The 26,512-nt window shown below is 70.0% G+C and carries 25 protein-coding genes; 13 read left to right on the forward strand and 12 right to left on the reverse strand.

Translation table 11 applies throughout. From position 1 onward, the window contains the following. The first annotated feature begins 8 nt into the window (after positions 1 to 8). The 3 genes from GIY23_RS05230 to GIY23_RS05240 all read left to right on the forward strand — a co-directional run bounded on the left by GIY23_RS05230 (position 9) and on the right by GIY23_RS05240 (position 3,390). Positions 9 to 749, forward strand: coding sequence for a succinate dehydrogenase/fumarate reductase iron-sulfur subunit (locus GIY23_RS05230; RefSeq protein ID WP_154075619.1), 741 nt, complete (start codon positions 9 to 11; stop codon positions 747 to 749). Positions 750 to 1,146: 397 nt separating this feature from the next. Then, positions 1,147 to 2,316, forward strand: coding sequence for a S8 family peptidase (locus GIY23_RS05235; protein ID WP_222850245.1), 1,170 nt, complete (start codon positions 1,147 to 1,149; stop codon positions 2,314 to 2,316). 345 nt (positions 2,317 to 2,661) lie between these two features. Beyond that, positions 2,662 to 3,390, forward strand: a complete 729-nt coding sequence (locus GIY23_RS05240) for a VanZ family protein (protein ID WP_228717561.1) — start codon at positions 2,662 to 2,664, stop codon at positions 3,388 to 3,390. A 235-nt stretch (positions 3,391 to 3,625) separates the two neighbouring features. Here GIY23_RS05240 and GIY23_RS05245 read toward each other — a convergent pair whose 3' ends face one another. Together GIY23_RS05245 and GIY23_RS05250 are read right to left on the reverse strand one after the other, a co-directional pair. Beyond that, positions 3,626 to 4,513 carry an SDR family oxidoreductase gene (locus GIY23_RS05245; RefSeq protein WP_154075621.1) on the reverse strand — a complete coding sequence of 296 codons (888 nt, stop codon included), beginning with the start codon at positions 4,511 to 4,513 and terminating at the stop codon, positions 3,626 to 3,628. A 409-nt stretch (positions 4,514 to 4,922) separates the two neighbouring features. Continuing rightward, entirely contained in the window at positions 4,923 to 5,585 is a 663-nt protein-coding gene (locus GIY23_RS05250) for a DUF305 domain-containing protein (RefSeq protein WP_154075622.1), read from the reverse strand. Between the two features lie 381 nt (positions 5,586 to 5,966). Between GIY23_RS05250 and ctaD the strand changes: the two genes are divergently transcribed. The 3 genes from ctaD to GIY23_RS05265 all read left to right on the forward strand — a co-directional run bounded on the left by ctaD (position 5,967) and on the right by GIY23_RS05265 (position 10,159). After that, positions 5,967 to 7,742: an aa3-type cytochrome oxidase subunit I gene (gene ctaD, locus GIY23_RS05255; RefSeq protein WP_154075623.1), complete on the forward strand. Its 1,776-nt coding sequence runs from the start codon at positions 5,967 to 5,969 to the stop codon at positions 7,740 to 7,742. Positions 7,743 to 8,090: 348 nt separating this feature from the next. After that, positions 8,091 to 9,293 carry a phosphoserine phosphatase SerB gene (serB, locus tag GIY23_RS05260; protein WP_228717688.1) on the forward strand — a complete coding sequence of 401 codons (1,203 nt, stop codon included), beginning with the start codon at positions 8,091 to 8,093 and terminating at the stop codon, positions 9,291 to 9,293. 74 nt (positions 9,294 to 9,367) lie between these two features. After that, positions 9,368 to 10,159, forward strand: coding sequence for a peptidyl-tRNA hydrolase (locus tag GIY23_RS05265; protein WP_154075625.1), 792 nt, complete (start codon positions 9,368 to 9,370; stop codon positions 10,157 to 10,159). A gap of 4 nt (positions 10,160 to 10,163) precedes the next feature. Here GIY23_RS05265 and GIY23_RS05270 read toward each other — a convergent pair whose 3' ends face one another. Further along, complete coding sequence (locus tag GIY23_RS05270) at positions 10,164 to 11,198, reverse strand: aldo/keto reductase (protein ID WP_154075626.1); 1,035 nt, start codon at positions 11,196 to 11,198, stop codon at positions 10,164 to 10,166. A 292-nt stretch (positions 11,199 to 11,490) separates the two neighbouring features. On the opposite strand from GIY23_RS05270, the gene GIY23_RS05275 reads away from it, so the two are divergent. Further along, a complete protein-coding gene (locus GIY23_RS05275; protein WP_187352033.1) occupies positions 11,491 to 12,318 on the forward strand; it encodes an SDR family oxidoreductase in 828 nt (275 codons plus the stop codon). 182 nt (positions 12,319 to 12,500) lie between these two features. Here the strand turns inward: GIY23_RS05275 and GIY23_RS05280 are convergent, their stop codons facing one another. From GIY23_RS05280 to GIY23_RS05315, 8 genes are all read right to left on the reverse strand, one after another. Continuing rightward, complete coding sequence (locus GIY23_RS05280; RefSeq protein ID WP_154075628.1) at positions 12,501 to 13,106, reverse strand: energy-coupling factor transporter transmembrane component T family protein; 606 nt, start codon at positions 13,104 to 13,106, stop codon at positions 12,501 to 12,503. Continuing rightward, positions 13,103 to 13,792 carry an energy-coupling factor ABC transporter ATP-binding protein gene (locus GIY23_RS05285; protein ID WP_154075629.1) on the reverse strand — a complete coding sequence of 230 codons (690 nt, stop codon included), beginning with the start codon at positions 13,790 to 13,792 and terminating at the stop codon, positions 13,103 to 13,105. Before GIY23_RS05285 ends, GIY23_RS05280 begins: the two co-directional genes overlap by 4 nt. Further along, the gene (locus GIY23_RS05290) at positions 13,789 to 14,913 is read right to left on the reverse strand and encodes a thiolase family protein (RefSeq protein WP_154075630.1); all 1,125 of its coding nucleotides are present in this window, start codon (positions 14,911 to 14,913) and stop codon (positions 13,789 to 13,791) included. The genes GIY23_RS05285 and GIY23_RS05290 overlap by 4 nt, the downstream gene beginning before the upstream one ends. Continuing rightward, entirely contained in the window at positions 14,910 to 16,265 is a 1,356-nt protein-coding gene (locus tag GIY23_RS05295) for a class I adenylate-forming enzyme family protein (protein WP_154075631.1), read from the reverse strand. The genes GIY23_RS05290 and GIY23_RS05295 overlap by 4 nt, the downstream gene beginning before the upstream one ends. 2 nt (positions 16,266 to 16,267) lie before the next feature. Next, positions 16,268 to 16,852: a biotin transporter BioY gene (locus GIY23_RS05300; RefSeq protein ID WP_154075632.1), complete on the reverse strand. Its 585-nt coding sequence runs from the start codon at positions 16,850 to 16,852 to the stop codon at positions 16,268 to 16,270. 244 nt (positions 16,853 to 17,096) lie between these two features. Next, positions 17,097 to 19,040, reverse strand: coding sequence for an ATP-dependent DNA helicase (locus GIY23_RS05305; RefSeq protein ID WP_154078632.1), 1,944 nt, complete (start codon positions 19,038 to 19,040; stop codon positions 17,097 to 17,099). A gap of 415 nt (positions 19,041 to 19,455) precedes the next feature. After that, on the reverse strand, positions 19,456 to 20,043 hold the full coding sequence (locus tag GIY23_RS05310; RefSeq protein WP_154075633.1) for an isochorismatase family protein: 588 nt from the start codon (positions 20,041 to 20,043) through the stop codon (positions 19,456 to 19,458). Between the two features lie 5 nt (positions 20,044 to 20,048). Then, positions 20,049 to 21,383 carry a nicotinate phosphoribosyltransferase gene (locus tag GIY23_RS05315; RefSeq protein ID WP_154075634.1) on the reverse strand — a complete coding sequence of 445 codons (1,335 nt, stop codon included), beginning with the start codon at positions 21,381 to 21,383 and terminating at the stop codon, positions 20,049 to 20,051. A gap of 89 nt (positions 21,384 to 21,472) precedes the next feature. Here GIY23_RS05315 and clpS point away from each other — a divergent pair, with 89 nt between their 5' ends. The 6 genes from clpS to GIY23_RS05345 all read left to right on the forward strand — a co-directional run bounded on the left by clpS (position 21,473) and on the right by GIY23_RS05345 (position 25,511). Further along, positions 21,473 to 21,760: an ATP-dependent Clp protease adapter ClpS gene (gene clpS, locus GIY23_RS05320; RefSeq protein ID WP_154075635.1), complete on the forward strand. Its 288-nt coding sequence runs from the start codon at positions 21,473 to 21,475 to the stop codon at positions 21,758 to 21,760. A gap of 3 nt (positions 21,761 to 21,763) precedes the next feature. Further along, entirely contained in the window at positions 21,764 to 22,345 is a 582-nt protein-coding gene (locus tag GIY23_RS05325; RefSeq protein WP_154075636.1) for a DUF2017 domain-containing protein, read from the forward strand. 239 nt (positions 22,346 to 22,584) lie between these two features. After that, the gene (locus GIY23_RS05330) at positions 22,585 to 23,610 is read left to right on the forward strand and encodes a P1 family peptidase (RefSeq protein ID WP_154075637.1); all 1,026 of its coding nucleotides are present in this window, start codon (positions 22,585 to 22,587) and stop codon (positions 23,608 to 23,610) included. A 90-nt stretch (positions 23,611 to 23,700) separates the two neighbouring features. Then, entirely contained in the window at positions 23,701 to 24,156 is a 456-nt protein-coding gene (locus GIY23_RS05335; protein WP_154075638.1) for a Mov34/MPN/PAD-1 family protein, read from the forward strand. Positions 24,157 to 24,251: 95 nt separating this feature from the next. Beyond that, positions 24,252 to 24,530, forward strand: coding sequence for a MoaD/ThiS family protein (locus GIY23_RS05340; RefSeq protein WP_154075639.1), 279 nt, complete (start codon positions 24,252 to 24,254; stop codon positions 24,528 to 24,530). A 30-nt stretch (positions 24,531 to 24,560) separates the two neighbouring features. After that, positions 24,561 to 25,511 carry a PLP-dependent cysteine synthase family protein gene (locus tag GIY23_RS05345; RefSeq protein ID WP_154075640.1) on the forward strand — a complete coding sequence of 317 codons (951 nt, stop codon included), beginning with the start codon at positions 24,561 to 24,563 and terminating at the stop codon, positions 25,509 to 25,511. A 96-nt stretch (positions 25,512 to 25,607) separates the two neighbouring features. Here the strand turns inward: GIY23_RS05345 and GIY23_RS05350 are convergent, their stop codons facing one another. After that, positions 25,608 to 26,510: an SMP-30/gluconolactonase/LRE family protein gene (locus tag GIY23_RS05350; protein ID WP_228717562.1), complete on the reverse strand. Its 903-nt coding sequence runs from the start codon at positions 26,508 to 26,510 to the stop codon at positions 25,608 to 25,610. Positions 26,511 to 26,512 lie beyond the last annotated feature (2 nt).

A 26,512-nucleotide genomic window follows, 5' to 3' on the forward strand; every position in this document is an offset into this window, starting at 1 on the left:
CGAGGACGATGGCACAGCAGGCACATCTGCGGGTGTGGCACGGCGATTCCGAGGGTGGAGAGCTGCGCGACCACCACGTCGACTCCTATGAGGGCGAGGTCGTGCTCGACCTGGTGCATCGGCTGCAGGCGACCGAGTGCCCGGACCTGGCCGTGCGGTGGAATTGCAAGGCGGGCAAGTGCGGGTCGTGTTCGGCGGAGGTCAACGGTCGCCCGAAGTTGATGTGCATGACCCGCATGTCGACCTTCGCCGAGGGCGAGACGATCACGATCACGCCGATGCGAACCTTCCCGGTGATCAAGGACCTGGTGTGCGACGTGTCCTACAACTACGTCAAGGCGCGCGAGGTCCCCGCGTTCCGGCCGCCGGAGGGCCTCGAGCCCGGCGAGTACCGGATGCAGCAGGTCGACGTGCAACGCTCGCAGGAGTTCCGCAAGTGCATCGAATGCTTCTTGTGTCAGGACACCTGCCACGTCATCCGGGACCACGAGGAAAACAAGGAAGCGTTCTCCGGACCACGGCTACTGATGCGCGAGGCCGAGCTGGAGATGCATCCGCTCGACGAGTACCCGGAACGCCGGGAAGACGCCAAGCAGGAGCACGGGTTGGGCTTCTGCAACATCACGCGTTGCTGCACGGACGTGTGCCCGGAACACATCCAGATCACCGACAACGCGCTGATCCCCTTGAAGGAGCGGGTCGCCGACCGCAGCTACGATCCGCTACGGTGGCTGTTCCGCAAGAAGTGAGCCGTTCGGACGAACACACTCCGGCGAACGGGTCTGCCGCAGCGTGATCGCCGGTGCGCGCGGACATGATTTCCCGTGTTTCGGCGGAGTCCGTCGTTTGTCGTTTTTCCCGGCTGCGACCGTGATTGTTCCGCGGCTGGGAATTGTGGCAATTCTCCTTTTCTGGTGGAGCAAGAGACGGTTGTGTGTCCGGCGAGATGCCGCGCACGCAGCGCAAATGCGGTGGCCGCGATCTGTTCGAATCGCGACCGGTAGCTGTTGAAGCGCCCGTCGAGGTGGCGGGTTTCAGCCAACACGATTCTTCGTCGGACATCACGCCGTTAAGTTCCCTCCTATCCGAAGTCAATTCATACGTCGCCCGATTTCCCGGGCGGTGAAAGACGGAGGGACGAACTTCGTGAAGAAAACTCTGATGGGCGCCGGTGCCGGTGTGTCCGCTGCGGCCTTGCTGCTGGCGGTCGCCCCCGCGCACGCGGCCCCGAACCAGGACCTCGCTCCGCTGACGATGCACCAGCAAGCCGCTTCCGGTGCCGGTGACGTGTTCGTGGTGAACCTCAAGGACGGTGCCAACGTCTTCGGTGCCGCTCAGGAGATGGACGTGCAGACCCGGCAGGTCTACACGAACACGCTGAACGGCTTCTCGGCGCAGCTGAGCCCGGAGCAGTTGCACCAGGTGCGGTCGAACCCGAACGTCGAGGGTGTCTCGCAGAGCTACGACATTCAGGTCGAAGCACCGACTCAGGACGCACAGGCGACGTGGGGTCTGGACCGCATCGATCAGCCCCAGCTGCCGCTGGACGGGGCCTACACGCCGGCGGGCAACGGTGAGGGCGTGACCGCCTACATCCTCGACACGGGGATCGACGCCGAGCACGCGGACTTCGAGGGTCGTGCCTCGGTCGGTTTCGACACGACTGGTGGTGACGGCGGCGACCGGCAGGGCCACGGCACGCACGTCGCCGGCACGATCGGCTCGGCGGGTTACGGCGTCGCGAAGGCGTCGAACCTGGTCGGGGTGAAGGTTCTCGGCGACGACGGCTCCGGTTCGACCGAGGGCATCATCAAGGGTCTGGACTGGGTCGCCCAGGACGCCGCCGGCAAGCCTGCGGTGGCGAACATGTCGCTGGGTGGCGGCAAGGACCCGGCGCTGGACGAGGCCGCGACCGGCCTGGTCGATCAGGGTGTGTTCCTCGCGGTGGCCGCGGGCAACGAGAGCCAGGACGCCTCGAACGTCTCGCCCGCGTCGGCCGAGGGTGTGTTCACCACGTCGGCGTCGGACGAGACCGACACCCACGCGGAGTTCTCGAACTACGGTGAGACCGTGGAGGGCTACGCCCCGGGTGTGGACATCGAGTCGACCGTTCCGGGTGGGAGCACCGACACGCTCAGCGGCACGTCGATGGCCAGCCCGCACGTGGCCGGTGTCGCCGCGGTGCACCTGGGTCTCAACGAGGGCTCGGCTCCTGCCGACATCGTGACCGCGCTGCAGGACACTGCCTCGGCCGGGGTCATCCAGGGCGCCCCGCAGGGCACCATCCCGGACCTGCTCCAGGTCGCACAGGGCTGACGCCCATCCGGGAGTGCACCGGCTGAACAGCACCACCTGATGGCCGGGTGTCGCCCTCCTCCCGGGGCGGCGCCCGGCCATTCGTGCGGACCGCGGGTGTCACCGGGAGAACGCGACGAACAGTTCGGACAGAAACCCACGACGGTGCGAGAACCGTGTTCACTCGCCGGGTGAACCTCGTTCGTCAACAAATTCTTTCGCAGCGGCCGATCACAGCCGCTTTTCGTCTCTCATCTTGTCGCTCGCGACATCCCCTGCGGAACCGGGTGTCCGCTCGTGCCGGTGACCGGTGCGGGCGAACGTATGAGCGCGGACGGCGCTCGCGACAGGAGGAAGTGCTCAAGCGTGCATCAACTTCTCGTGTCCTTCAACGGTCTCGTCCCGATCGCTCTCGTCCTCTTTCCGGTCGCCATCCTCGTGGCGGTCGTGTCGGTCGCGCTGCGAAGCCGGCTGCGCGATGTCCCCTTCATCGTGCGCGATCCGCTGATCGACGCCCTGCTGGTGTACTCGTCGTTGGTGACGGCGTATCTCGTGCTCTCGCCGCAGGCGGCCGTCGTCGAGCCGCTGGCCCTCAACCCCGGCAACGACATCGCGATCGCACTCGCCGCCCATCCCGGTGACGCCCGCCCGTGGATCCAACTGCTCGGCAACATGCTGCTGCTGGTCCCACTCGGCGCGCTCGCCCCGTTCCGGCTCACCTGGCTGGACAAGCCGCTCAAGATCGCGCTGGCGGGGTTGGTCGTCTCGTGCGTCGTCGAGAGCGTCCAGTTCCTCACCGTCACCGGTCGTGTCGCGTCCACCGACGACATCGCGCTCAACACCCTGGGCGCGCTCGCGGGCGGACTGCTCACGCGTGGCCCGTGGTGGCAGCGCGATCCCGGAGTGCCGGGACGTTCCGCGCACAGCGGCGCGGGCGAGGGCCGGTACCCGGTGTGGTGGCTGATTGCCGAGGTCGAGGAAGAGCGCCGCAGACAACAGCACCGCGTGCCGACAGGCCGACACGGTGCCCCCACCCGCTCCGGGTCCGCCGCTGTGCGCGGACGCGGTCTCACGGGTGCCGCGCGCTATCCCTGAGAGTCCATTGTGGAACTCGGGTGGATGGTCCGGTGCCGCCGCCCCACGGCTCGCTGCGTTGGGATCCTCGTGAGTACCGCGCGTATGCGGCGAGAACCCCTGCCGTGCGAGGCACGAACTCCGAACGCCGGAGCCCCCTCGCCCTGCCGGGCTGGTCACGTATGAGCGCGTGCCCTACGGGCACACATGCTCGTTCCCAGATGCCTCTGACGGCCGTCCCCTTTCGACGGAACCGTCAGCCGCGTGACTTTTCGTGCAGGTCCTGGTTGCGTCGGCTGAAGGACCGGCCCAGTGCGCGCACCTCGGCCTCCATCTGCGGAACGAGCCTGCGCTGAACGGTCCGCATGAGTCTTGCGACCGGGCGGGACGCAGGCAGGTTGCGCATCCAGTGCATGAGCATGACCGAGCGCGGGACGTAGATCCTGCGTGCGCGGCGTTCCACGCCCGCGGCGAAGGCCTCCGCGCATTTGTCCACAGTGGTCAGCGAATGCATCGGCCACGGCAGTGCCGCGCGCATCTCGCGGAAGCTCGGCAGGTCCGCCGAAACCTCCCGGACGAGGTCCGTGTCGATCCACGACGGGTGCGCGCTGCCCACGTCGACGCCGAGATGGGCGAGTTCCCCCTGCAACGCGCTGGCGAACGCCTCGCAGCCCGACTTGCTCGCCGTGTACGCGCTCATGCCCGCCGTGGGGGCGAATGCCGACAGCGAGGAGACCACCAGCACGTAGCCGCGGCGGTCGACGACGTGGGGAAGCGCGGCGCGGACCGTGCGGAAGACTCCGTTGAGGTTGACGTCGATGGTGTGCAGGAACGAGTCCGGGTCGGTTCCCAGCACGGTGCCGAACGGAGCGACGCCGGCGTTGGCGATCACGACGTCGATGCCACCGAAGTGTTCGACGGTGCCCGCGACGGCCTTCTCCAGCGATTCGCTGTCGGTGACGTCGGCGGTGAACCAGGCGTGCCGGTCGCCGAGTTCGGCGGCGACGGACGCCAGCTCGGCGGGTTCGAGTCCGATCAGCGAGACGCGGGCACCACGGCGAGCCAGCGAGCGGGCGGTCTCGGCACCGATGCCGCGTGCGGCGCCGGTGATGAGCACGGTCTTGCCAGAAAGTGACTGCGGCATCTGATCTCCTGCGCTCCGTTCCTACCGACAAGTAGGTTACTCATAGTAGGTCGCGGTCGCCGCGAACAACAGACCCGAGCGCACCCCGACGTGAGGCGAACGTGCCGTTCGCTCCGTCTGGTGAAGCGAAGGTGCCGTTCGCTCCGTCTGGTGGGGCGAAGGTGCCGTTCGCTCCGTCTGGTGGGGCGAAGGTGCCGTTCGCCTCGTCTGGTGGGGCGAAGGTGCCGTTCGCTCCGTCTGGTGGGGCGAGGGTGCCGTTCGCTCCGGAGGAGCGGTGAGGCGAAGGTGCCGTTCGCTCCGGAGGAGCGGTGGGGCGAAGGTGCCGTTCGCTCCGTCTGGTGGGGCGAGGGTGCCGTTCGCTCCGGAGGAGCGGTGAGGCGAAGGTGCCGTTCGCCTCGAGTGCGGGGGGTCAGCCCTGTAGCGAGCGGAGTTCCTGGAGCTCGGCCTCCTGAGCGCCGACGATCTGCTCGGCGAGGCCGCGCATCCGCGGGTCCGAACCCTCCTCGAGCTGGGTCTGGGCCATCTCCACGGCACCTTCGTGGTGCTGGATCATCGCCTCGATCCACAGTCGATCGAACTCCTCGCCGGAAGCCTGGCGCAGCGCGTCCATCGCCTCCGGGCTCACCATCCCGGACATGCCGCCCTGCTGCGGGGTCTCACCGCCCTGGCCCTGCTGCTCGCCGAGCCATGCCCGCATCTGCCCGATCTCCGGGCCCTGTGCCTGCGCGATCCGGCTCGCGAGGTCGCGCACCTGAGGGTTCTGCGACGTGCTCGTGGCCAGTTCGGAGAGCTCCAGTGCCTGCTCGTGGTGCGGCACCATCATCTGCGCGAACTGCTGGTCGGTGCTGCTCGGGCCTTCGCCTGCGCCCTCGCCTTGGCCGGGGCCCTGCCCCTGGCCCTGCTCGTCGCCGCTGCCCTGGCTGTTCTCCGGCCCGGCCGGCGCGATCTCCGACGGGGGCGGGGGCGTGCCCGGGGCGGGCGGATTCGAGCTGGGCGCCTCCGTCGACGGAGCGCAGCCCGCGAGCGCGAGACCTCCGGCCAGCAGGGCGCCGATGATCATGGTCCTACGCACGTGTTCCCCTCCAGGGTGAGTCGTTCGTCCCCGGCCGGGCCGGGGACTGCGCCGCAGCGGGCGTCGAGGGCGGTCATGCCTTCTCCCGTAGGTTAACCGGCGTCCCGGCGCGTTTCGCGAGCACTCCGCTCCCGCGATCGCGCGATCGCCGGTCCGAGTCGTCCGGAGGTGTCCGGGTGTCGGGTCGATCTCATCGCTACTGACTCCGACACCTGCCATGAATAGGGTGGCTACGGGCCGCCCGTACTCGCCCGAGTCGGTCGGACTACCATCATCAGCCGGCAGCGTGCGACGGCACCGTCTCCGCCTGCCGATCACCACGGCCCGCCGGGTCGGAGGGCTCTCCGGAGCCTGCAAGCTTTCGTCAGTGCAGGAGGCACCGTGACGGCCGTCGCGCCAGAGCCGATCGCCACGCGCCCCGACCCGGCGCGCAAGTCGGTCAAGGGGTCGTTCTTCACGCAGATGCTGCGGACGACCGATCACAAGCAGATCGGCATCCTGTATCTCGTCACCTCGATGGCCTTCTTCCTGATCGGTGGCCTCATGGCCATGCTGATCCGGGGTGAGCTCGCGGTGCCGGGCATGCAGTTCCTGTCGCAGGAGCAGTACAACCAGCTGTTCACCATGCACGGCACGATCATGCTGCTGCTGTACGCGACGCCGATCCTGTTCGGGTTCGCCAACTACATCCTGCCGCTGCAGATCGGGTCCCCGGACGTGGCGTTCCCGCGCCTGAACGCCTTCAGCTTCTGGCTGTTCTCCCTCGGCGGGACGATCGTCATCAGCGGTTTCCTCGTGCCGGGCGGTGCCGCCGACTTCGGGTGGTTCGCCTACACCCCGCTGTCGGACGCGCTGCACTCACCTGGGCTCGGAGCCGATCTGTGGATCTCGGGCCTGCTGGTCTCAGGCCTGGGCACGATCCTCGGTGCGGTGAACATGATCACGACGGTCGTCTGCCTCCGCGCGCCCGGCATGACCATGTTCCGGATGCCGATCTTCACCTGGAACATCCTGGTCACCAGCGTGCTGGTGTTGATGGCCTTCCCGATCCTGACCGCCGCACTGGCGGGCCTGCTGGCCGACCGGCAGCTCGGCGCGAACGTGTTCGACCCGGCCAACGGCGGCGTCATCCTCTGGCAGCACCTGTTCTGGTTCTTCGGCCACCCCGAGGTCTACATCGTCGCGCTGCCGTTCTTCGGCATCGTCTCCGAGATCTTCCCGGTCTTCAGCCGCAAGCCGCTGTTCGGCTACTCCGGGCTGGTGTACGCGACGCTGGGCATCGCGGCGCTGTCGGTGGTGGTGTGGGCGCACCACATGTACGCCACCGGCGCCGTGCTCTTGCCGTTCTTCGCCTTCACCACGTTCCTCATCGCGATCCCGACCGGCATGAAGTTCTTCAACTGGATCGGCACCATGTGGCGCGGCCAGTTGACGTTCGAGACACCGATGATCTTCTCGGTCGGCTTCCTCGTGACGTTCTTGTTCGGTGGTCTGACGGGTGTGCTGCTCGCCGCGCCGCCGATCGACTTCCACGTCTCGGACACGTACTTCGTGGTGGCGCACTTCCACTACGTCCTCTACGGCACGATCGTGTTCGCCACCTTCGCCGGGATCTACTTCTGGTTCCCGAAGATGACCGGCCGGATGATGGACGAGCGTCTCGGCAAGCTGCACTTCTGGCTGACGTTCATCGGCTTCCACGCCACGTTCCTGGTGCAGCACTGGCTCGGTAACGAGGGCATGCCGCGCCGCTACGCCGACTACCTGGAAAGCGACGGGTTCACATTCCTGAACACGTTCTCCACGGCGGGCGCGTTCCTGCTGGGCGCGTCGATGCTGCCGTTCCTGTGGAACGTGTTCAAGAGCTACCGTTACGGCGAGATCGTCGACGTCGACGACCCGTGGGGCTACGGCAACTCGCTGGAGTGGGCCACCTCGTGCCCGCCGCCGCGGCACAACTTCACCGAGCTGCCCCGGATCCGCTCCGAGCGGCCTGCCTTCGAGCTGCACTACCCGCACGTCGCCGAGCGGATGCGCCTGGAGGGCCACGTCGGGTTCACCGGCAAGCCGCTGGCGCACGCCGCGGTCTCGGAAGAGGCCGCACAGGCGATCGTGCCGCCCGAGCAGGGCGGCGATCGCGACCCGAAGGAGAAGTGAGGGGCCGCACGGATTGAATCCGCACGATCCCGAAGGAACAGCATGCGCAGGAACCCCGGTGCCCGGTTCGTCCGGCCCGGGGTTCTTCGCGTGGGGCGCGGCCGGGCGGAGTGGATCCGAATCGTTCCGGTGTGGCTCCGGTCATACTGAAAGCAGGAGACGGGCCACAGAAGCTGGTCCCGGGGATCGGCGGTGTGCCAGGCTGGGTCCGCTCGACGAGGAGCCCCGACGGTCGGTGCCGACCGCGGGGCTCCTCGTCTTTTTCCGGGGCTCGCCCCCGGGGAGCGGACGTTGTCGTCGATGCCGAAGGAGCCAGACGTGACCACCTCGCAGCACACGAGCGTGCTGATGACCGTGACCGGCGAGGACAAGCCCGGCGTGACGTCGGTGCTGTTCGCCGCGTTGACCGCGCACGGCGTGGACATCCTCGACGTGGAGCAGGTGGTCATCCGGGGACGGCTGGTGCTGGGTGTCCTGGTGGCCACCGAAGGCGACCCGGAGCATCTGCAGGAGTCGGTCGAGCAGGCGATGGCGACCGTGGGCATGACGGTGGACGTCGAGATCGACGCCGAGGACGGGGACGCCGCCAGGCTCGCGTCGACGCACGTGCTGGTCGTGCTCGGCAGGCCGGTGACGGCCAGGAGCTTCACCGAGGTCGCGCGCAGGCTCGCGGCGATCAACGTGAACATCGACTCCATCCGCCGCGTCGCCGACTACCCGGTCACAGGCCTGGAGCTGCACGTCAGCGCGCCCGAGGGGGAAGAGGCGGACGCCGCGCTCACCAGCGAGACGACCGAACTCTCCGCGCGGATCGGGGTGGACGTGGCCGTGGAGCGCACCGGCCTGAGCCGCCGCGCGAAGCGGCTCGTGGTCTTCGACGTGGACTCGACGCTGGTGCAGGGCGAGGTCATCGAGATGCTCGCGGCGAAGGCCGGTCGTGAGGACGAGGTCCGCAGGGTCACCGAGGAGGCGATGCGCGGCGAGCTGGATTTCGAGGAGTCGCTGCGTCGCCGTGTGCAGGCGCTCGCGGGTCTGCCGGAGTCCGTCCTCGGCGAGGTCGCCGCGGAGCTGGAACTCACGCCCGGTGCGCGCACGACGGTGCGCACGTTGCGCAGGCTCGGATTCCACACCGGCGTCGTCTCCGGAGGCTTCACGCAGATCATCGACGCGCTGGTGGACGACTTGGGGCTGGACTTCGCCGCGGCCAACGAACTCGAGGTCGTCGACGGCAAGCTGACCGGGCAGGTGATCGGCGAGGTCGTGGACCGTCCCGGCAAGGCGAAGGCGTTGCGCCGGTTCGCGCAGGAGTTCGACGTGCCGCACGGTCAGTGCGTGGCCGTCGGCGACGGCGCCAACGACATCGACATGCTCTCGGCGGCCGGGCTGGGCGTCGCGTTCAACGCGAAACCGGCGTTGCGTGAGGTCGCGGACACGGCGCTGTCGGTGCCGTTCCTCGACGCGGTGTTGTTCATGCTCGGCGTGACCAGGGCCGAGGTGGAGTCCGCCGACGCCGAGGACGGCGTGGTGCGCCGGGTGCCGCTCGAGGACTGAGGCGCAGCGGGCGTGAGCCTTTTTGGTGGCTATGACCACTAAAAAGGCTCACGCCATGGTGAGACAATGGCCGGGTGCTGAGTGCTGCCCCCGTGTTGAATCCGCTGCTCGCGCGCTATGCGACGTGGTTGTCGTTGTCCGGCGAGTCCACCCGGGACACCTCCGACGAGGAGCCCGACGAGGTCGTCCTGATGCCGCTGGTGCTGCGGATCGAACGCACCGAGCCGCCCCGGCGCACCGACCTGCTGGAAGCCGCTGCCGCCGCGTCGCTCGCGGTGTGTCTGGACGAGCGTTGCGCCGTCGGTGGCGAGTGGCACGAGGCGATGCACCGGTGGATCTCCGGGCGGATCCGGAAGGTCGCGCGCCGGGCGCGGGGTGCGCACTGGCGCGCGGTGCAGGACCTTCCCGGTCACACGTTCTCCGTGCACGGTGCACAGGTGCGGGCGTTGCTCCCAGCCCGGGTGGCCGACATGCCGAAGGAACTCACCCGGCTGCAGATCTCCGGCAGTGAACTCGACACCGACGACCCGGGGCAGGCCCCCGCGGGGCTGCCCGTGTTGTGGCTGAACCCCGACGTGGGAATGAGCGCCGGGAAGACGGCAGCTCAGGTCGGGCACGCCACGATGATCCTCGCCGCGCAGCTGCACGGTGACGGCGACGACGAGGGGCTCGAGCGGTGGTCGGCCGCCGACTACCGCTGCGCGGTGCGCACGCCGGAACCGGCCGTCTGGAACGCGCTGCACACCGGCGACTCGGCGAGCGCGTGGCGCGAGCACCGGGTGGCGGCGGTGCGGGACGCCGGGTTCACCGAGATCGACCCCGGCACGATCACGGTGCTCGCGCAGTGGCAGGAGCCGGTGAGCTGACGGATCATACCTCGCCGCGCAGGTGCCGGTCGCGCTGGTCCAGCCCGAGCGGGCCGTACGGGTAGTCCGGCGCGCCGGGGTCGCTCGCGGCGTCGAGGCGGCCGGTCTCCTCGGCGGTGAGCCGCACGTCGACGGCGGCGAGGTTGGCGTCGAGCTGTTCCAGGGTGCGAGCCCCGAGGATCACCGAGGTCACCGCGGGGCGGTCGGACAGCCACGCCAGCGCCACCTGTGCCATGGACACTCCGCGCTCGTCGGCCACGGCGCGGACCGCGTCGACGACGTCCCACGTGCGCTGCTCGGTGTTGCGACGGTCGTAGCCCTCCATTCCGCGAGCCGGGTTCTCGCCGAGGCGGGTGGCGCCATCGGGGGCACTGTCCCGGGTGTACTTGCCGGTGAGCCAGCCGCCGCCCAGCGGTGACCACGGCAGCAGCCCGAGCCCGTTGGCCTGCACGGCGGGCACGATCTCGAACTCGGTCTCGCGGGCGAGCAGGTTGTACTGCGGTTGCAGCGTCAGCGGCGCGGTGAGCCCGCGGAACTCGGCGACGTCCACGGCGCGCTGCAGTTGCCAGCCGGTGAAGTTCGACAGTCCGAGGTAATGCACCTTGCCCGCGCTGACCGCGTCGTCCACGAAGGACAGCGTTTCCTCCAGCGGTGTGTACGGGTCGAACGCGTGCAGCTGATAGAGGTCGACCGTCTCGACACCGAGCCTGCGCAGCGAGGCGTCCAGTGCGGACGCGAGGTGTTTGCGGGAGAGTCCCCGGTCGTTGGGCCCACGGCCGGTCGGGAAGCGGCCCTTCGTGGCCAGCACGATCTGTTCGCGGGCAGCAGGGCCGCGCTTGTCCAGCCATGAGCCGATGATCTGCTCGGCGGCTCCGGCGGTGTAGACGTCGGCGGTGTCGACGAGGGTGCCGCCCACCTCGACGAAGCGGTCGAGTTGCGCGTGGGAGCCCGACTCGTCGGTTTCGTTGCCGAAGGTCATGGTGCCGAGCGCGTACGTCGACACGGCACAGCCACTGCCGCCCAAGGTCCGGTAGTGCACGACACCCTCCCGAGATCGATTCAGTCCCTACTGAGCCCCGTCGCGGGACTCCGCTGATCAGCGTCGGTCCAGGGTACGTGTCGCAGTCTCTCGAGGACGGAGGCCGCACACAGCTCACCAGGGCCGCAAGTCGACTCGGAGACTGTGTCCCGCCGGAGAGGGGCGTGAGTCTTTTTGGTTGCTATAACCACCAAAAAGACTCACGTGTCGGTACGGGCCCGGGTCATCGCAACCGCCCGCATTCGTGTGAGTGGTGGTCATGGGGCCGGTGGCTCCGTATAGCGTGGAGTCCATGTTCTTGGTCACAGGGGCTTCGGGCCGCGTCGGGCGGCACATGCTCGACGGCTTCCGCGAAGCCGGTCTTGCCGTTCGCGCCGTGTCGCGAGATCCGGACGGCGCCTCGCTGCCGGAGGACACCGAGCCGTACCGAGCCGACCTGACCCGTCCGGATTCGCTCGCGGCCGCCCTGCGCGGTGTCGAGGTCCTGCACCTGATCGTCTCCGGGGCCGAAGTGCCGATCCTGGAGCTCGCCCGACGGGCCGGGGTGCGGCACGTGGTGCTGCTGTCCTCGCGGCTGGTCGACACCCAGCCCGCCAACGTCCTCGCGTTGCGGCACCTCCGTGCGGAAGAGGCCGTGCGCGCGAGTGGTTTGTCGTGGACGTTCGTTCGCCCCGTCCAGTACAACTCGAACGCGCTGCGCTATGCGCAGGACCTGCGCGAGGGGAGTGTCGTGCGCGCGCCGTTCCCGAAGACCGCGCTGCCGCTGATCGACCCCGCCGATGTCGCCGCCGTCGCCGTCACGGCCATGACCGGCGAGAACCACGGCGGGCAAATCTACTCGCTGACCGGTCCCGAAGCGCTGACCCCGCCTCAGCAGGTCGCGACCCTCGCCGCGGTGTTGGGGCGTGAGCTGACGTTCGAGGAGATCGGCCCGCAGCAGGCACGTGAACGAATGGAGCCGGACGTGTCGTGGGTCCTCGCGGACGCCGTCCTCGACGCGGTCGGCGGCTCCTCCGACGTCGACGCCGAGATCCTGCCGGGTGTCGAGAACGTGACCGGAAAGCCGCCCCGCACCTTCGGGCAATGGGCCTGGGACCACCGAGCCCACTTCAGCGGCTGACGTGCTGGTTCTGGTTGAGGTCACGCGGGATATGGGTTGTGACCAGGCACACCTCGCCGACGTTGTTCCCTGCCTACGCAGGCCGGCCACCGGCGGGTTCTCACCTCGTGGCCGGCGTGGACAGCGTCGACGTAGTGTAGGGCGCTACTCGATGTCGACGAGCCCGCAGCCAGTGCGAATACTCAGTCGTCGCCGATGCCTCGGGCTGCTAGTGCTTCACCGAGCTCGTCGGAGTGGCGGACGGTCCGGACCATCAAGGGGATCGCGAAGGCCGAAACCGAGCCTTGGATGCCGCGTGCTCGCTGCGCCTCCCGCGTTTCCCGCGCGATGCTGGACACGGCCGCGACGGCCTGGAGCGTGAGTCCGACGAGCAGGCCGAGCCGCTCGGGCTGCACCCCGAACCGGTCGAGTGGGCGCAGGCCGCGCTCGACGGCCGTGATCAGGTCGTCGATCCGGGTGGTCAGGGTGAACAGGTTCGCCGCGCCGATCGCGGCGAGGATCCGCAGGCTCACGACCTCCGCGCGTTCCAGGTCCAGTAGCCACCACTGGATCAAGAACACGAACGCCACGAGCGGCAGCGCGACCTTGGCGACGTGCAGGCATCGTGCGGGCGGGATCTGCGCGAACCCGTAGGCGACGCAGACCCCGACCACGAGCCCGAGTTGGTGCACCGGCTCCGGCAGCAGCACCACGAGCAGCGCGAACCCGAGCAGCATGAGGAACTTGCCGCCTGCCGGGATGCGATGCAGCAGGCTCGTGCCCGGATGGTGCAGTCCGACGAGCGTCACGCGACCACCTCCCGGTAGTGGCGCAGCGCCGGTTCGGGCTTGTCGTCGGCGACGACCCGGCCGTGCTCGAACACGATCACCCGGTCGAAGTTCTCCAGCAGGTCCAGATCGTGCGTGACGAGCAGGACCTGCTGGCGCAGCGTGTGCAGCACGTCGACGAAGTGGCGCTTGTTGCGCAGGTCCAGCAGTGTCGTCGGCTCGTCGCAGACCAGCACGTCCGGCTCCAGCACGAGCATCGAGCACAGCGCGAGCAGCTGCTTCTGGCCGCCGGAGAGCTGGTGCGCCGGGTGCTCGTCGTAGCCGCCGAGGCCGTGTTCGGCCAGCACCTCGCTCGCTCGCCTGCGCCGCTGCTCCTTGGACAGGCCCTGTCTGCGCAGCGAGAACGCCACGTCTTCGGCTGCCGTGGGCATCACGATCTGGCTGTCCGGGTTGGTGAACAGGAAACCGACGCGCTTGCGGACCTCGCGACCGGACTTCACCGGGTCGCGGCCGCCGACCCGCACCGCTCCGCGGGCCGGGTGGACGAGGCCGTTGACGGTGCGAGCCAGCGTCGACTTGCCGGAACCGTTCGCGCCGACGAACGCGACGCGCGGCTCGGTCAGCCGCAACGACACGCCCGTCAGGACGGTGCGGTCGTCGTAGTCGTGCCCGACCGCGTCGAATTCGATCGTGTGTTCCACAGTCATTCCACTCGCTCCCACGTCGCCGCGACCCCGAGCCCACCACCGGACGACAGCGCGGTGAGGGCGGTGCGGGGGCCGTCGGCCCGCACGGTCCGGGTGAAGGTTCGCACAGCCAGTACTGCGCCGGACGCCCCCCATGGGTGTCCGAGCGCGATCGCGCCTCCATCACCGCTGACCGTGTGCTCGTCGATCCCGACCGCGTCCAGGCAGGCCAAGGTCTGCCCGGCGAAAGCCTCGTTGAACTCCACCACCCCGGGGACAGCGTCCCGCATCACCGCGCGCATCGCAGGCACGGCCCCGAGGCCCAGACGGTTAGGGTCGACGCCGCTGGTCCGAGCGTCGATGAGGCGCAGGCCGGGCAGGCCCCACTCGCGCCGTTTGCGCTCCGTAGTCATCAGCACGACGGCAGCACCGTCGTTGACGCCGCACGAGTTCGCCGCGGTTGCGGTGCCGTTCGCTCCGAACGCCGGGCGGAACCGGGCGAGCCGCCGCTCGCTGAATCCTTCTCGCGGCCGTTGGTCGGTGTCGACCCCGCCGACCGGAACGAGCTCCGCCTCGAAGCGCCCGTCGCGCCGCGCGGCCACGGCACGCGCGTGGCTGCGCACGGCGAAGGCGTCCTGCCGCTGGCGGGAGATCCCCGCCTCGGCGGCGATCAGGTCCGCGGCCGGGCCCATGTCGGGGTCACCGATCTCGGCGGGTGCGAACGGGGCGCGCGAGTAGAACACCGGCGGGTCCGAGGCCGATCTCGGGCGCCACGCCCGCCACGGCGCCGTCGACACGCTCTCGACGCCGCCCGCCAGGTACACCTCGCCCATGCCCGCGCGGATCATCGCAGCGGCGGTGACGATCGCGGACAGCCCGCTCGCGCATTGGCGATCCACAGTGGATCCTGGCGTGTCGTGGCCGAGGCCCGCACTCAGCGCTGTGACCCGAGCCGGATTGCCACCCGGGCCGAGTACGTTGCCGAGGATCACCTCGTCCACCGTCGCCGCCTCGACCCCGGTGTCGCCGAGCACCGCCCGCACCACCGGAGCGGCGAGCCGTTCGACCGGGAGGTGCCGCAGCGAACCGCCGGTCTCTCCGATCGGCGTCCGCCGCGCGGCCACGATCACCGGCGTCGTCACGGCCACTCCTGCACGGTCAACGTCCCGTCGAGCACGGACCGGGACACGTCCGCTCGTGCGGGTTTGCCGGAGGCCGTGCGGGGGATCGACGGAGTGGCCAGCCAGCGACGGGGTCGTTTGCCGGGAGCCAGAGCCTCCCGAGCGTGTCCCCGGAGGTCCCGCAACCGGGGTGGTGACTCGGGATCCGGCTCCACCACGGCCGTGACCGTCGACTCGAGCCGTCCGTGCGGGGAACCGACGACGATCACCTCGCGCACCCCGGTCACCGTCCGCAGGACAGCCTCGACTTCCTCGGCCGGGACGAGCGTGCCACCGGACGACACGACGGCTCCCGCACGGCCGTGCACGGTCAGGCTGCCGTCTTCGTGCAGCGTCGCGAGGTCGCCGGTGCTCGACCAGCCGGGCTCGACCGGGCGCAGCTTCGCGGCCTCCACCGAGCCGCCGTGGACCAGCCCGCTACGCACCTGCAGGACGCCGTCGACCACCCGCACGTCGACTCCGCTCACCGGTCGCAACGGACCGTCGTCGTGGCGGATCGCGACCACCGAGTGCTCGGCGGAGCCGTAGTACTCGACGGCCTCGCAGTCGGGCAGCGTGTCGGCGAGCCTGCGTCGCAGCGCGTCTTCCATGCGCGCACCACCGCACACGACCTTGCGGAGCCGGCATCGTGCCCGCATCGGCTCGTTTCGTTCCAGGACCGACAGCATCGAGTCGAGCATCGCGGGAACGAGGTGTACGACCGTCGCCTCGCGGCCCGCTTCGGCCGCGGCGACCGGCGACCAGCGCTCCAGGAGCCGCACCGCCAGGCCGCGATGCAGCGCGTGTGCCGTGCCGAACAGGAACAACGACGAACTCAGCGGCCCCGGCACCAGCACCACGTCGTCCGGCGTCGTCCCGATCTCGAACGCCTCGAAGCTGCGCTGCCACGACGCACGGGTGCGGACCAGCACCTTCGGGCGTCCACTGCTACCGGAGGTCGTGGGGAGGTAGAACAACGTCTCGTCGTCACCCACCGGTTCCGTACGGGCCTCCGGCGGGCCCGGCGGCACCGTCACGTGTGCGGCGGCCTCGACGTCGGCGAGGACCGCCTTCCGCTCCCGCCCGGACCAGGACGGATCCACCACGAGCGACGCCGCCGCGAGCAGGTCCGCACCCAGCAGCCACGACAGGCGAGGCAGCGCTCCGTCCACGTCGATCGCGACGCGGTCGCCCGCGTGCACCCCGGCGCGACGTAAGTCTTCTGCCGCACCGTGCGCCGAGGAGACGAGCGCCTCCCACGAGTGCGTGCCGTCGTCGGTGGTGACCGACGGCGCGCCGGCGTGCTCTCGAAGTAGCGGGGGAACGGCGGGCATCGTCACTCGCTGGTGGCCGCCGCTCGGCGCGAGCCGGTGAGCGTGCTCGGCACCGCACGGTGCACAGCCGCCGCGATCAGCGACACCAGCACCAGCTTCACCGCGTCACCGGGTACGAAAGCCAACGACTGCACCGCAGCGGACCAGAGGTCGCCGGTGAACGCGGCCCAGTAGGGGATGCCCACGAGATAGTCCACGGCGATGCCTGCCGCGTTGGCCATGAGCATCACGGCGACGCCGGGCTTGCGGGCCCGCTGCACGATGAACCCGACCAGGAACGCCGCAACGGCCCAGCCGAGGATGAACCCGCCGCCAGGACCCACGAACGGGGCCAGCCCGCCCCGGGCTCCCGAGAGCAACGGCAACCCGAGCGCGACGAGTCCCAAGAACAGCAGCGTCGCAGCGCCACCGCGCCGTGCGCCGAGGATGCTGCCCGCCAGCAACGGCCCCGCGTTCTGCAGCACGATCGGAACCGCGGCGCCTGCGACGTACAGCCCGGGGAACAAGCCGAGGACCGCGATGAACGCGGCGAAGACGACAGTCCGCGCGAGAGTGGCGGCAGGCACGGACGGGCCGGAAGCGGGCACGAGAACTCCTCGATCGACACGGGGTCACCGCTGGTGACCACGTTCGTGGCCAGCGGCGCCGACAACCTACAGGCACTCGATGTCGAAACAGAAAGCCGCGCCGTGATTTGTAGCTTCCCCACAACTGTCGGTGCCGTACGACATGATCGCGGGTATCGCATGCCGGACAGTGCGCTGGTTGATCTGCCCTGTTCCTCGCGCTGGAACTGCCGGAACCCAGGCACTCCCCACGGGAATCGCGGCGTCAGGCCGAACGGGCCGCGCCGTCGAGACGGCGGAGTGCGCCGCGGACGACGTCGGGATCGTAGGTCTGCCAGAACGGCGGCAGTGAGGCGCGCAGGAACCCGCCGTAGCGGGCCGTGGCGAGCCGGGAATCGAGCACCGCGATCACACCCCGGTCGTGCATGGATCGCAACAGCCGCCCGGCTCCCTGAGCCAGCAACAGCGCCGCATGCGTGCCCGAGACGGTGATGAAGCCGTTGCCACCACGCTCCTGTACCGCCTTCGCCCGCGCCGACATCAGCGGATCGTCGGGGCGGGGGAACGGGATGCGGTCCATCACCACGAGCTGTAGCGAATTGCCCGGCACGTCCACGCCCTGCCACAGGGACAGCGTCCCGAACAGCGACGTCTCCGGATCCTCGGCGAACTGCGAGACCAACAGCGAGGTGCTGTCCTCGCCCTGGCACAGCACCGGGGTGTCCAGTCGCTCGCGCAGCTGTTCGGAGGCCTCCCGCGCCGCCCGCATCGACGAGAACAGGCCGAGCGTGCGACCACCGGCGGCCTCGACGAGACCGGCGAGTTCCTCGACATAGCTGTCCTGCAAACCCGACGTGCCCGGCGGCGGCAGGTGGCGGGCGATGTAGAGGATGCCGCTGCTGCCGTGCTGGAACGGCGACCCGACGTCGAGACCCGACCAGGCAGGGTCGCCGTCGTCGGAGGGCGGCTCCTTCGCGGTCGCCACGCCCTCGGCGGCCTCGGCGCTGCGTTCCGGCGGCAGCCCCCACTGACGCGCGAGCGCGTCGAACGAGCCCCCGAGCGCCAGCGTCGCCGAGGTGAGCACCGAAGTCCGCTGCCCGAACAGTCTTTCCCGCAGCAGCCCGCCGACACCCAACGGCGCGACGCGGACGGCGGGCGGCCGATTCGGCTCGCTCGCGATCCAGACGACGTCGCGGCGCTGGCCCTTCGGGTCGTCGAAGGCGTCGAGCAGCCGGATCGCCGTGTCGTGCACCTCCTCGGTGAGTGCCAGGGCGAGCTTGCGGGCGGTACCGCCCTCGACGTCCTCCTTGCGTTCCGGTCCGAGCGCGGTGACGCACGCCGAGGCGGCGTCGCGGATCACCCGCAGCGTCGTTTGCAACGCCTCGGGCATCGCGTCGAGCCGTCCGGCGGGGGCGTCGGCGAGGACCAGCTCCAGGCCCTCGCTCGCCTCGTCCAGCCGGTCGGCGGTTTCCTGGTCGACGGCCCGCCCGCAGCGCCGTGCTGCGAGACGCACCCCGCTCGCGGTCAGCTCACCGGTGGCTGCCGAGGTCACGCGGTCGACGAGGTCGTGCGCTTCGTCGACCACGACGACGTCGTGTTCCGGCAGCACCGGGCGGTCGTCGAGCGCGTCGATGGCGAGCAGTGCGTGGTTGGTGACGACGACGTCCGCGCGCCCCGCGTCGGCGCGCGCGTGCTCGGCGAAGCAGTCCGCCCCGACCGGGCAGCGGTGCGCGCCGAGGCATTCCTTCGCCGTCACCGACACCTGCCGCCACGCCTGATCGGTCACGCCGGGAACGAGCTCGTCGCGGTCTCCGGTCTCGGTCTCCTGCGCCCACTCGCGCAGCCGCGTCACCTGACGCTCCAGGGCGGAGGCCGCGAACGGGTCGAACAGGGTGCCGTCCTCGGGTTCTTCGGGCGCGTTGCCGTGAATGCGATTGAGGCACACGTAGTTCCGGCGTCCTTTGAGGATCGCGAACGTGGGGCGGCGGCCGAGTTCCCCGGCGAGCGCGGTGGCCAGCAGAGGCAGGTCACGATCGACGAGCTGGCGCTGCAACGCGATCGTCGCGGTCGAGATCACGACGGTGGTGTTGTCCGCGACCGCGTGCCGGATCGCCGGAACGAGGTAGGCGAGCGACTTCCCGGTCCCGGTACCCGCCTGGACCGCGAGGTGCTCGCCGGAGCGGATCGAGTTCTGCACGGCCTCGGCCATCCGGCTCTGTCCGGAGCGTTCCGTGCCACCGACGGCGTTGACGGCGACTCCGAGCAGCGTCGGCAGAGCCGGAATGTCGGCGGGCTGCTTCGCCGTGCGCGAGGCGGTGTCGCGCAGGTCGGCTGCGATCTCCGGCGGGAGTTGTTCGTCGGCGTCCTGTGCGAACACGGTCGGGTCGGACCATTGCGGGACGGAAGGCACGCGTCGACGTTACCGCCCGCACCCGACGCGACCGCCGAGACTTCCCGCCGCCGACGACACCCACTCCCGACGACCGACGAGGCGAACGGCACTCTCGCCCCGTCACGTGAGGCGAAAGTGCCGTTCGCCTCAGCTTCCCGCACGAGGCGAAAGTGCCGTTCGCCTCGTCTGGTGGGGCGAGAGTGCCGTTCGCACCGTTGGGCTTCGCGGTTGCTCAGCTGTTCGCCACGAGCGGTTCGCCGCGCGTGGCGACACCGGCGGCGTCGAAGTCGGCGAGCGCCTTGTCCACCGTCGCCCGCGACACCCCGGCGGTGAGGTCGAGCCGCACGGTCGTGGCGAATCCCTCGCGCGCCGCATCCAGGGCGGTGGCACGCACGCAGTGATCGGTCGCGATGCCGACGATCTCCACGTGTCGCACGTCGCGCTCGCGCAGCCACTCCGCCAGCGGGCGCTCCGAGCGATTCGCGCCCTCGAACCCGGAGTAGCCGTCGTCGTACGCGCCCTTGGAGAAGACCTCGTGCACCCCGGCGACGTCGAGGTCCGGATGGAACGCGGCGCCCGGGGTTCCCACGACGCAGTGCACCGGCCACGACGTCACGAAATCGGGATCGTCGCTGAAATGCGCGCCCGGGTCGACGTGGTAGTCGCGGGTGGCGACCACCGCGTCGTAGCCGCCGTGGCCGATGTGCCGCGAGATCGCCGACGCCACCCCGGCGCCGCCGCCGACCGCGAGCGAGCCGCCCTCACAGAAGTCGTTCTGCACGTCGACCACGATCAACGCCGTGCCGGCCCGTTCGTCCATCGTCCTCACCCGTGTCCGTAGCTGTCCGGGAACACCGTCGGGATCGCAGGCTCCCCGTGCGAGAGCTTCAACCCCTCCCACGGCACGCTGACCAGCGCGTGCCGCAGGCGCTGTCGATTGTCCTCCAACGACGGCCGATCCGGGACGACTTCACCGTCGCGGACCAACGGGATCCGCAACGGCCGGTCGTCCTCGCCCTGCTTCGGAGGTGGACCGTCGACCGGGTACACGACCTCCTCGATGGCGGTGCCGGTCGGCTTGTGCCGCCGGAACGCCTCCTTGTGGCCGCCGCGGGATTCCTTGTGCGAGCTGCGTTTGGCAACCGGGCGCCCGTCGACCTCCACGAGCTTGTAGACCATGCTCGCCGTGGGAGCACCGGAGCCCGTCACCAGCGAGGTGCCGACGCCGTAGCCGTCGACCGGCTCCGCGCGCAGCGCCGCGATCGCGTGTTCGTCCAGGTCTCCCGAGACGACGATCCGGGTCCCGGTGGCGCCGAGAGCGTCGAGCTGCTCGCGTGCCTGCCGTGCGAGCACGCCGACGTCCCCGGAGTCGATGCGGATCGCGCCCAGCCCGGTTCCCGCGACCTCGATCGCCGTGTCGATGCCCCGGCTGATGTCGTAGGTGTCGACGAGCAGCGTCGTGCCGGTGCCGAGTGCCGCGACCTGCGCGGCGAACGCCTCGTGCTCCGAATCGTGCACGAGCGTGAAGGAGTGCGCGGAGGTTCCGGTCGTGGGAATTCCGTAGCGACGCCCGGCTTCCAGGTTCGATGTGCCTGCGAATCCGGCGAGGTGGGCCGCGCGAGCCGCCGCGACGGCGGACTCTTCGTGGGTGCGCCGCGAGCCCATCTCGATGATCCGCCGACCGTTGGCGGCCGAGACCATGCGGGCGGCGGCGGAGGCGATCGCACTGTCGTGGTTGAGGATCGACAGCACCAGCGTCTCCAGCAGCACCGCCTCGGCGAAGGTGCCGCGCACCGTGAGCACCGGCGAGCCGGGAAAGTACAGCTCACCCTCGGGATAGCCGTCCACGTCCCCGCTGAACCGGTAGCGGCGCAACCATTCCAGGGTCTCACCGTCGACGACCTCGTCGCGCGCGAGCATCTCCAGCTCGGCGTCGTCGAACCGGAAGTTCGCCAGTGCGTCCAGCACGCGGTCCACGCCGGCGACGACCCCGTAGCGGCGTCCGTCGGGCAGGCGGCGCGCGAAGACCTCGAACACGCACGGACGGTCGGCGGTCCCGTCCCGCAGCGCCGCAGACAGCATGGTCAGCTCGTAGTGGTCGGTGAACAGTGCGCTGCTCCCGGCGGACCGTCGCGCCGGGGCGTGCCCAGAAGACGTCATAGAGCACAAGATTACGTCGCCGCCACTGCGACGCGGAGTGGTGCGGTGTGCCCCGCGGTGGCCTTCGGCGGGCGTGCGACCATGGACACATGACTTCGCCCGCTGAAGTGGAGCGCGCGCAGCCGAACGAGGCCGCGGCCGGGGACACGCCCTGGGTGACGCTGGTCTGGAACGACCCCGTCAACCTCATGTCGTATGTGACCTACGTCCTGCAGCAGATCTTCGGCTACAGCCGTGACCACGCGACGAAGCTGATGCTCGACGTCCACCACAAGGGTCGTGCGGTGGTCTCCTCGGGTGCGAAGGAAAAAGTCGAGAACGACGTCGCGAAACTCCACGCCGCCGGCTTGTGGGCGACCATGCAGAAGGATTCCTGACTCGTGGACGGTTGGACCCGTACCGACGGTCACGTCGTGACCGACCTCGCCCAGCCCGAAGCGGCACTGCTGCGGGGACTGGTCGGCCAGATCAAGGACATGCTCACCGAGCGGGCTTCGGAAGCGCCGGAGGACGAGCTCGCTGCGCTGACAGGCATCCGGACCGGTCCCTCGACGCCGCCGGAGCATCAGGCACTGGCTCGGCTGCTGCCCGACTTCTACCGCACGGACCCGGAAACCGGGGAGTCCGACGAGGACGAGCAGAACGCGGCCGGGGCCATGCGATCCCTGCACGAGCCGGAGCTGATCGACCTCAAGACCGGGGTGGCCGAGACGGTGCTGTCCACCTGCCCGGCGGGCGGCGGCCGGGTCGAACTCAGCGACGAGCAGGCGCAGAGCTGGCTGGCCGCGCTCAACGACGTGCGGCTCGCACTCGGCTCGGTGCTCGACATCGACGACGACACCGCCGACGAACCGAACATCGACGACCCGTCCCTCGACGAACTCAAACGGGAGCACTACGGCGCGTACCAGTGGCTGACCTGGGTGCAGGACAGTCTGGTGCAAGCAGTCATGGCTGACTGACTGGTGACGTGACTGAGAACTCCTTTCAGAAGGTTTGCTGGGTGGGTCGGGTAGCGGAACCTCAGCGCCCTCCTCGCTGCGGGATCGGTTTCTTGAGTAGCGGCCTACGCGGCGAAACCGCTGTCCTCGCGAGGAGGGCGCTGAGAACCCGCCGGTGGTCGGGCTGCGTACGGGGTGGGAAAAATGTCGAGCACTATCACAGCTCTCGATCGCTTAGCTGCAGAGTGAAGGAGGCGCTCGTGCCGGTTCCACGTTCGGAGTCGGGGATCGTCGACGTGCCGGGAGTTGCCGTCGGTCACCACCAGCGGATCGACGCGCACTGGGCGACCGGGACCAGCGTCGTGCTCGTTCCGGACGGGGCGATGGCCGCGGTCGACGTGCGTGGCGGCGGCCCGGGAACACGGGAGACCGACGCCCTCGACCCCACCCACCTCGTGCAGCGCGCACACGCCGTCGTGCTCACCGGAGGTAGCGCCTACGGTCTCGCCGCCGCGGACGGGGTGATGGGGTGGTTGGGCGACCGCGGACACGGACTACCCGTCGGTGCCGATGCGGCGCACGTCGTGCCGATCGTGCCCGCGGCCGTGCTGTTCGACGTGCCGATGAACGACTGGGGGAACCGTCCGGACGCCGAGTTCGGGCGACTGGCCTGCGAGGCTGCAGGCGACGACCGAAGGCAGGGCAACGTCGGTGCCGGAGCCGGTGCGGTGTCAGGTCACGTCAAGGGTGGCATCGGTACCGCGAGCGTCACCCTGCCGGACGGTGCGACGGTCGGTGTCCTCGTCGCGGTCAACTCCTCCGGCTCGCCGGTCGACCCGGACAGCGGAACGCCGTGGGGCGCCACGGTCGAGGTGCTCCGGCGGCCCCCGAAGGACGAGGTCGAGGCGGGTCGGCCGGACGGGACTCGTCCTGGCAGGCACGGCCCGGTGGGGCGCCCGCTCAACACCACCATCGGCGTCGTCGCCTCGGACCGGCCGCTGTCGAAAGCCGAGTGCCACCGCGTGGCGGTTGCCGCGCACGACGGTCTCGCGCGGGCGGTGCGGCCCGCGCACGGGATGACCGACGGCGACACGTTCTTCGCCCTGTCCACGGCTGCCGACGACGCGGGCAGCGCCGCGGAGGCGGGGCGGGTTACCGCGCTGGACGAGGTCTGCGCGACCGCGGCCACGCTCGTCGAGCGCGCGATCGTGCGCGCCGTGTTCGCCGCGGAGCCGATCGGCGATGTGAGTTCCTACTCAACGCGCTACCCGTCGGCCCGGGAATGACGAGATCCTTCCCGGCGTTGGAGACAACAGTGCCCGACCAGCGGTTCCACTTCGTGAGACCGCTTCCCCGAGCCCAGTAGGATGGTGACCGTGCTGGTGATCCGACGCGACCTCGTGGACGCGATGGTCGCCCATGCGCGCCGGGACCACCCGGACGAGGCGTGTGGCGTCATCGCGGGCCCCGACGGCTCTGACCGCCCCGAGCGGTTCGTCGAGATGGTCAACGCGGAGCGGTCACCCACGTTCTACCGGTTCGACTCCACCGAGCAGCTCCGCGTGTGGCGTGCGATGGACGCCGCCGACGAGGAGCCGGTGGTCATCTACCACTCGCACACCGCGACCGAGGCGTACCCGTCCCGCACCGACATCTCCTACGCCTCGGAGCCGAACGCGCACTACGTGCTGGTCTCCACGCGCGACCCCGAGGAGTACGAGCTGCGGTCGTACCGCATCGTCGACGGTGAGGTCACCGAGGAGCCGGTCGAGGTCGTCGAGTCGTACATGTTCGCGCACACCGGCCACGACGAGGTGCCCGACCGCGGCTGAACGCACGCCGCGCCGTCGCATCACCGGCCCGTTCCGGGCCGTTCGCCGTCCTTTCGACGCATCCCGATCGCTGCACCGCACAGGAGGTTCCCGCAATGGCAGTCAACGTCTCGATCCCGACGATCCTGCGTACCCACACCGGCGGCCAGAAGGCCGTCGAGGCCAGCGGCGGCACCGTCGCTGAGGTCATCAACGACCTCGACAGCCGCCACGGCGGCATCAAGGACCGTCTGGTCAAGGAAGGTTCGCTGCACCGATTCGTCAACGTCTACATCAACGACGAGGACGTGCGGTTCGTCGGTGGTCTCGACGCCTCGGTCACCGACGGTGACAGCGTGACGATCCTGCCTGCGGTCGCGGGCGGGATGCGCTGAGGCGAGCAGCAGTTCAGGAGGAGGTCCCTCATGGCGCGCTACGACTCGTTGCTCGACGCGCTCGGCGACACACCGATGGTGGGGTTGCCGAGCCTGTCGCCGTCGCCGGACGTCCGGCTGTGGGCGAAGCTGGAAGACCGTAACCCGACGGGTTCGGTCAAGGACCGGCCCGCGCTGGCGATGATCGAGGCCGCCGAGAAGGAGGGCCGCCTCACCCACGGCTGCACGATCCTGGAACCCACCTCGGGCAACACGGGGATCTCGCTGGCCATGGCCGCCAAGCTCAAGGGCTACGGCCTGGTGTGCGTGATGCCGGAGAACACCTCCGAGGAGCGCAGGCAGATCCTGCAGGCCTACGGGGCGCGGATCGTCTCCTCGCCCGCGGCAGGGGGCTCGAACCAGGCGGTGGCCGTCGCCAAGGAGCTCGCCGAGCAGAACCCGGACTGGGTGATGCTCTACCAGTACGGCAACTCCGCGAACGCGGACGCGCACCGCCGCGGCACCGGCCCGGAGATCCTGCGGGACCTGCCCAGCGTCACGCACTTCGTCGCCGGGCTCGGCACCACCGGCACGCTCGTGGGCGTCGGGCGGTATCTGCGCGAGCAGAAGAGCGACGTGCAGGTCATCGCCGCCGAACCCCGGTACGGCGAGCTTGTCTACGGGCTGCGCAACCTCGACGAAGGGTTCGTCCCCGAGCTCTACGACGCCGAGGTGCTCAGCAGGCGGTTCTCCGTCGGCTCGTACGACGCCCTGCGTCGCACCCGACAGCTGCTGGAATCCGAAGGCGTGTTCGCGGGAGTGTCCACCGGCGGCGTGCTGCACGCGGCGCTGACTGTCGGCGAGAAGGCGGCAGCAGCGGGGGACGCGGCCGACATCGTCTTCATCGTGGCCGACGCCGGGTGGAAGTACCTCTCCACCGGCGCGTACACGGGCACGCTGGACGAGGCCGCCAGCCGCCTCGACGGCCAACTCTGGGCTTGAGCCTGCGCGCGAGCAAGCGTGCGCGTGCCCCTGAGCAGCCCCTCCCGAAGCGTGAGCCTTTTTAGTGGCTATGACCACCACAAAGGCTCACGCCGCTCAGCCTGCGAAAGCGTAGGGGCGGACGCCTGGTCCCACCCCGCGCAGGACCAGCACGGCGCCGTCGTCCTCGCCGGGCTCGGCGAGCCCCTCCGGTGCCGAGGTCACGTACAGGTCGGCGAGTTCCGGCCCGCCGAAGCAGCACCCCAGCGGTCGTCGCAGAGGCAGGTCGACGGTCGTGTCCAGTTCGCCCTCGGGCGTGTACCGCCGCACCTGGCCTGCGTCGCGCAGCGCCAACCACACCGCGCCGCTCCCGTCCACGCACAGCCCGGCAGGCTCACCGTCCTCGACCTGGACAAACGTGTGGCGCGGCCCCACCGCGCCGCTCTCGTGCTCGACGTCGAGGATCTCGACCAGCCCGGTGGCGCTGTCGGCCAGGTACAGCCGGTTCGCCTCCGCGTCGAAGGCGAGTCCGTTCGCCGCGGGGAGGTCGGTGAGCACGGCCGAGGCACTGCCGTCGGGGAGCACCCGGGCGAGCCAGCCACCGCCGCTCTCGTCCTCGCGGACCGTGGTCGCCCACAGCCGCCCTGCCCGGTCGACGGCGGTGGCGCCGCTGCGGACCCCGTCCCGCGCCCAGTACGTCAACCACGTGCGGCGCTGGCCGTCGGCCTCGAAGACGGCGACGCCCTCGTCCAGGTGCAGCACGAGACCGCCCCGGCCCCGTGGTTTGGCCGCGCCCACCCGCTGAGCTAGCTCCATCGAATGGTTCGCGCCGCCGGGTACGTGCCGGTGGACGGTGCCCGCCGCGCTCTCGTCCGCCGCGCGGTCGACCCACAGGAGGGTGTCCCAGCCGACGTCCCAGGTCGGAGCGCCTCCCTCGCGGGCACCGGCGGCCACCGCCACCTCGACCCGTCCGGACATCGTCTCCGACACCGCCTTCCCGCTCAGCCCGTTGTGCGACACGT

The organism is Allosaccharopolyspora coralli (genome assembly GCF_009664835.1).
Taxonomy (GTDB): domain Bacteria; phylum Actinomycetota; class Actinomycetes; order Mycobacteriales; family Pseudonocardiaceae; genus Allosaccharopolyspora; species Allosaccharopolyspora coralli.

What these genes read in the sequence shown, in the direction of transcription:
- GIY23_RS05340 (WP_154075639.1), top strand. Translation starts at nt 24,252, where the DNA reads ATGGCAGTCAACGTCTCGATCCCGACGATCCTGCGTACCCACACCGGC.
- GIY23_RS05285 (WP_154075629.1), bottom strand. Translation starts at nt 13,792, where the DNA reads ATGACTGTGGAACACACGATCGAATTCGACGCGGTCGGGCACGACTAC.
- GIY23_RS05305 (WP_154078632.1), bottom strand. Translation starts at nt 19,040, where the DNA reads ATGGCCGAGGCCGTGCAGAACTCGATCCGCTCCGGCGAGCACCTCGCG.
- GIY23_RS05345 (WP_154075640.1), top strand. Translation starts at nt 24,561, where the DNA reads ATGGCGCGCTACGACTCGTTGCTCGACGCGCTCGGCGACACACCGATG.
- GIY23_RS05315 (WP_154075634.1), bottom strand. Translation starts at nt 21,383, where the DNA reads ATGACGTCTTCTGGGCACGCCCCGGCGCGACGGTCCGCCGGGAGCAGC.
- GIY23_RS05275 (WP_187352033.1), top strand. Translation starts at nt 11,491, where the DNA reads ATGTTCTTGGTCACAGGGGCTTCGGGCCGCGTCGGGCGGCACATGCTC.
- GIY23_RS05245 (WP_154075621.1), bottom strand. Translation starts at nt 4,513, where the DNA reads ATGCCGCAGTCACTTTCTGGCAAGACCGTGCTCATCACCGGCGCCGCA.
- GIY23_RS05310 (WP_154075633.1), bottom strand. Translation starts at nt 20,043, where the DNA reads ATGGACGAACGGGCCGGCACGGCGTTGATCGTGGTCGACGTGCAGAAC.
- GIY23_RS05295 (WP_154075631.1), bottom strand. Translation starts at nt 16,265, where the DNA reads ATGCCCGCCGTTCCCCCGCTACTTCGAGAGCACGCCGGCGCGCCGTCG.
- GIY23_RS05230 (WP_154075619.1), top strand. Translation starts at nt 9, where the DNA reads ATGGCACAGCAGGCACATCTGCGGGTGTGGCACGGCGATTCCGAGGGT.
- serB (WP_228717688.1), top strand. Translation starts at nt 8,091, where the DNA reads ATGACCGTGACCGGCGAGGACAAGCCCGGCGTGACGTCGGTGCTGTTC.
- clpS (WP_154075635.1), top strand. Translation starts at nt 21,473, where the DNA reads ATGACTTCGCCCGCTGAAGTGGAGCGCGCGCAGCCGAACGAGGCCGCG.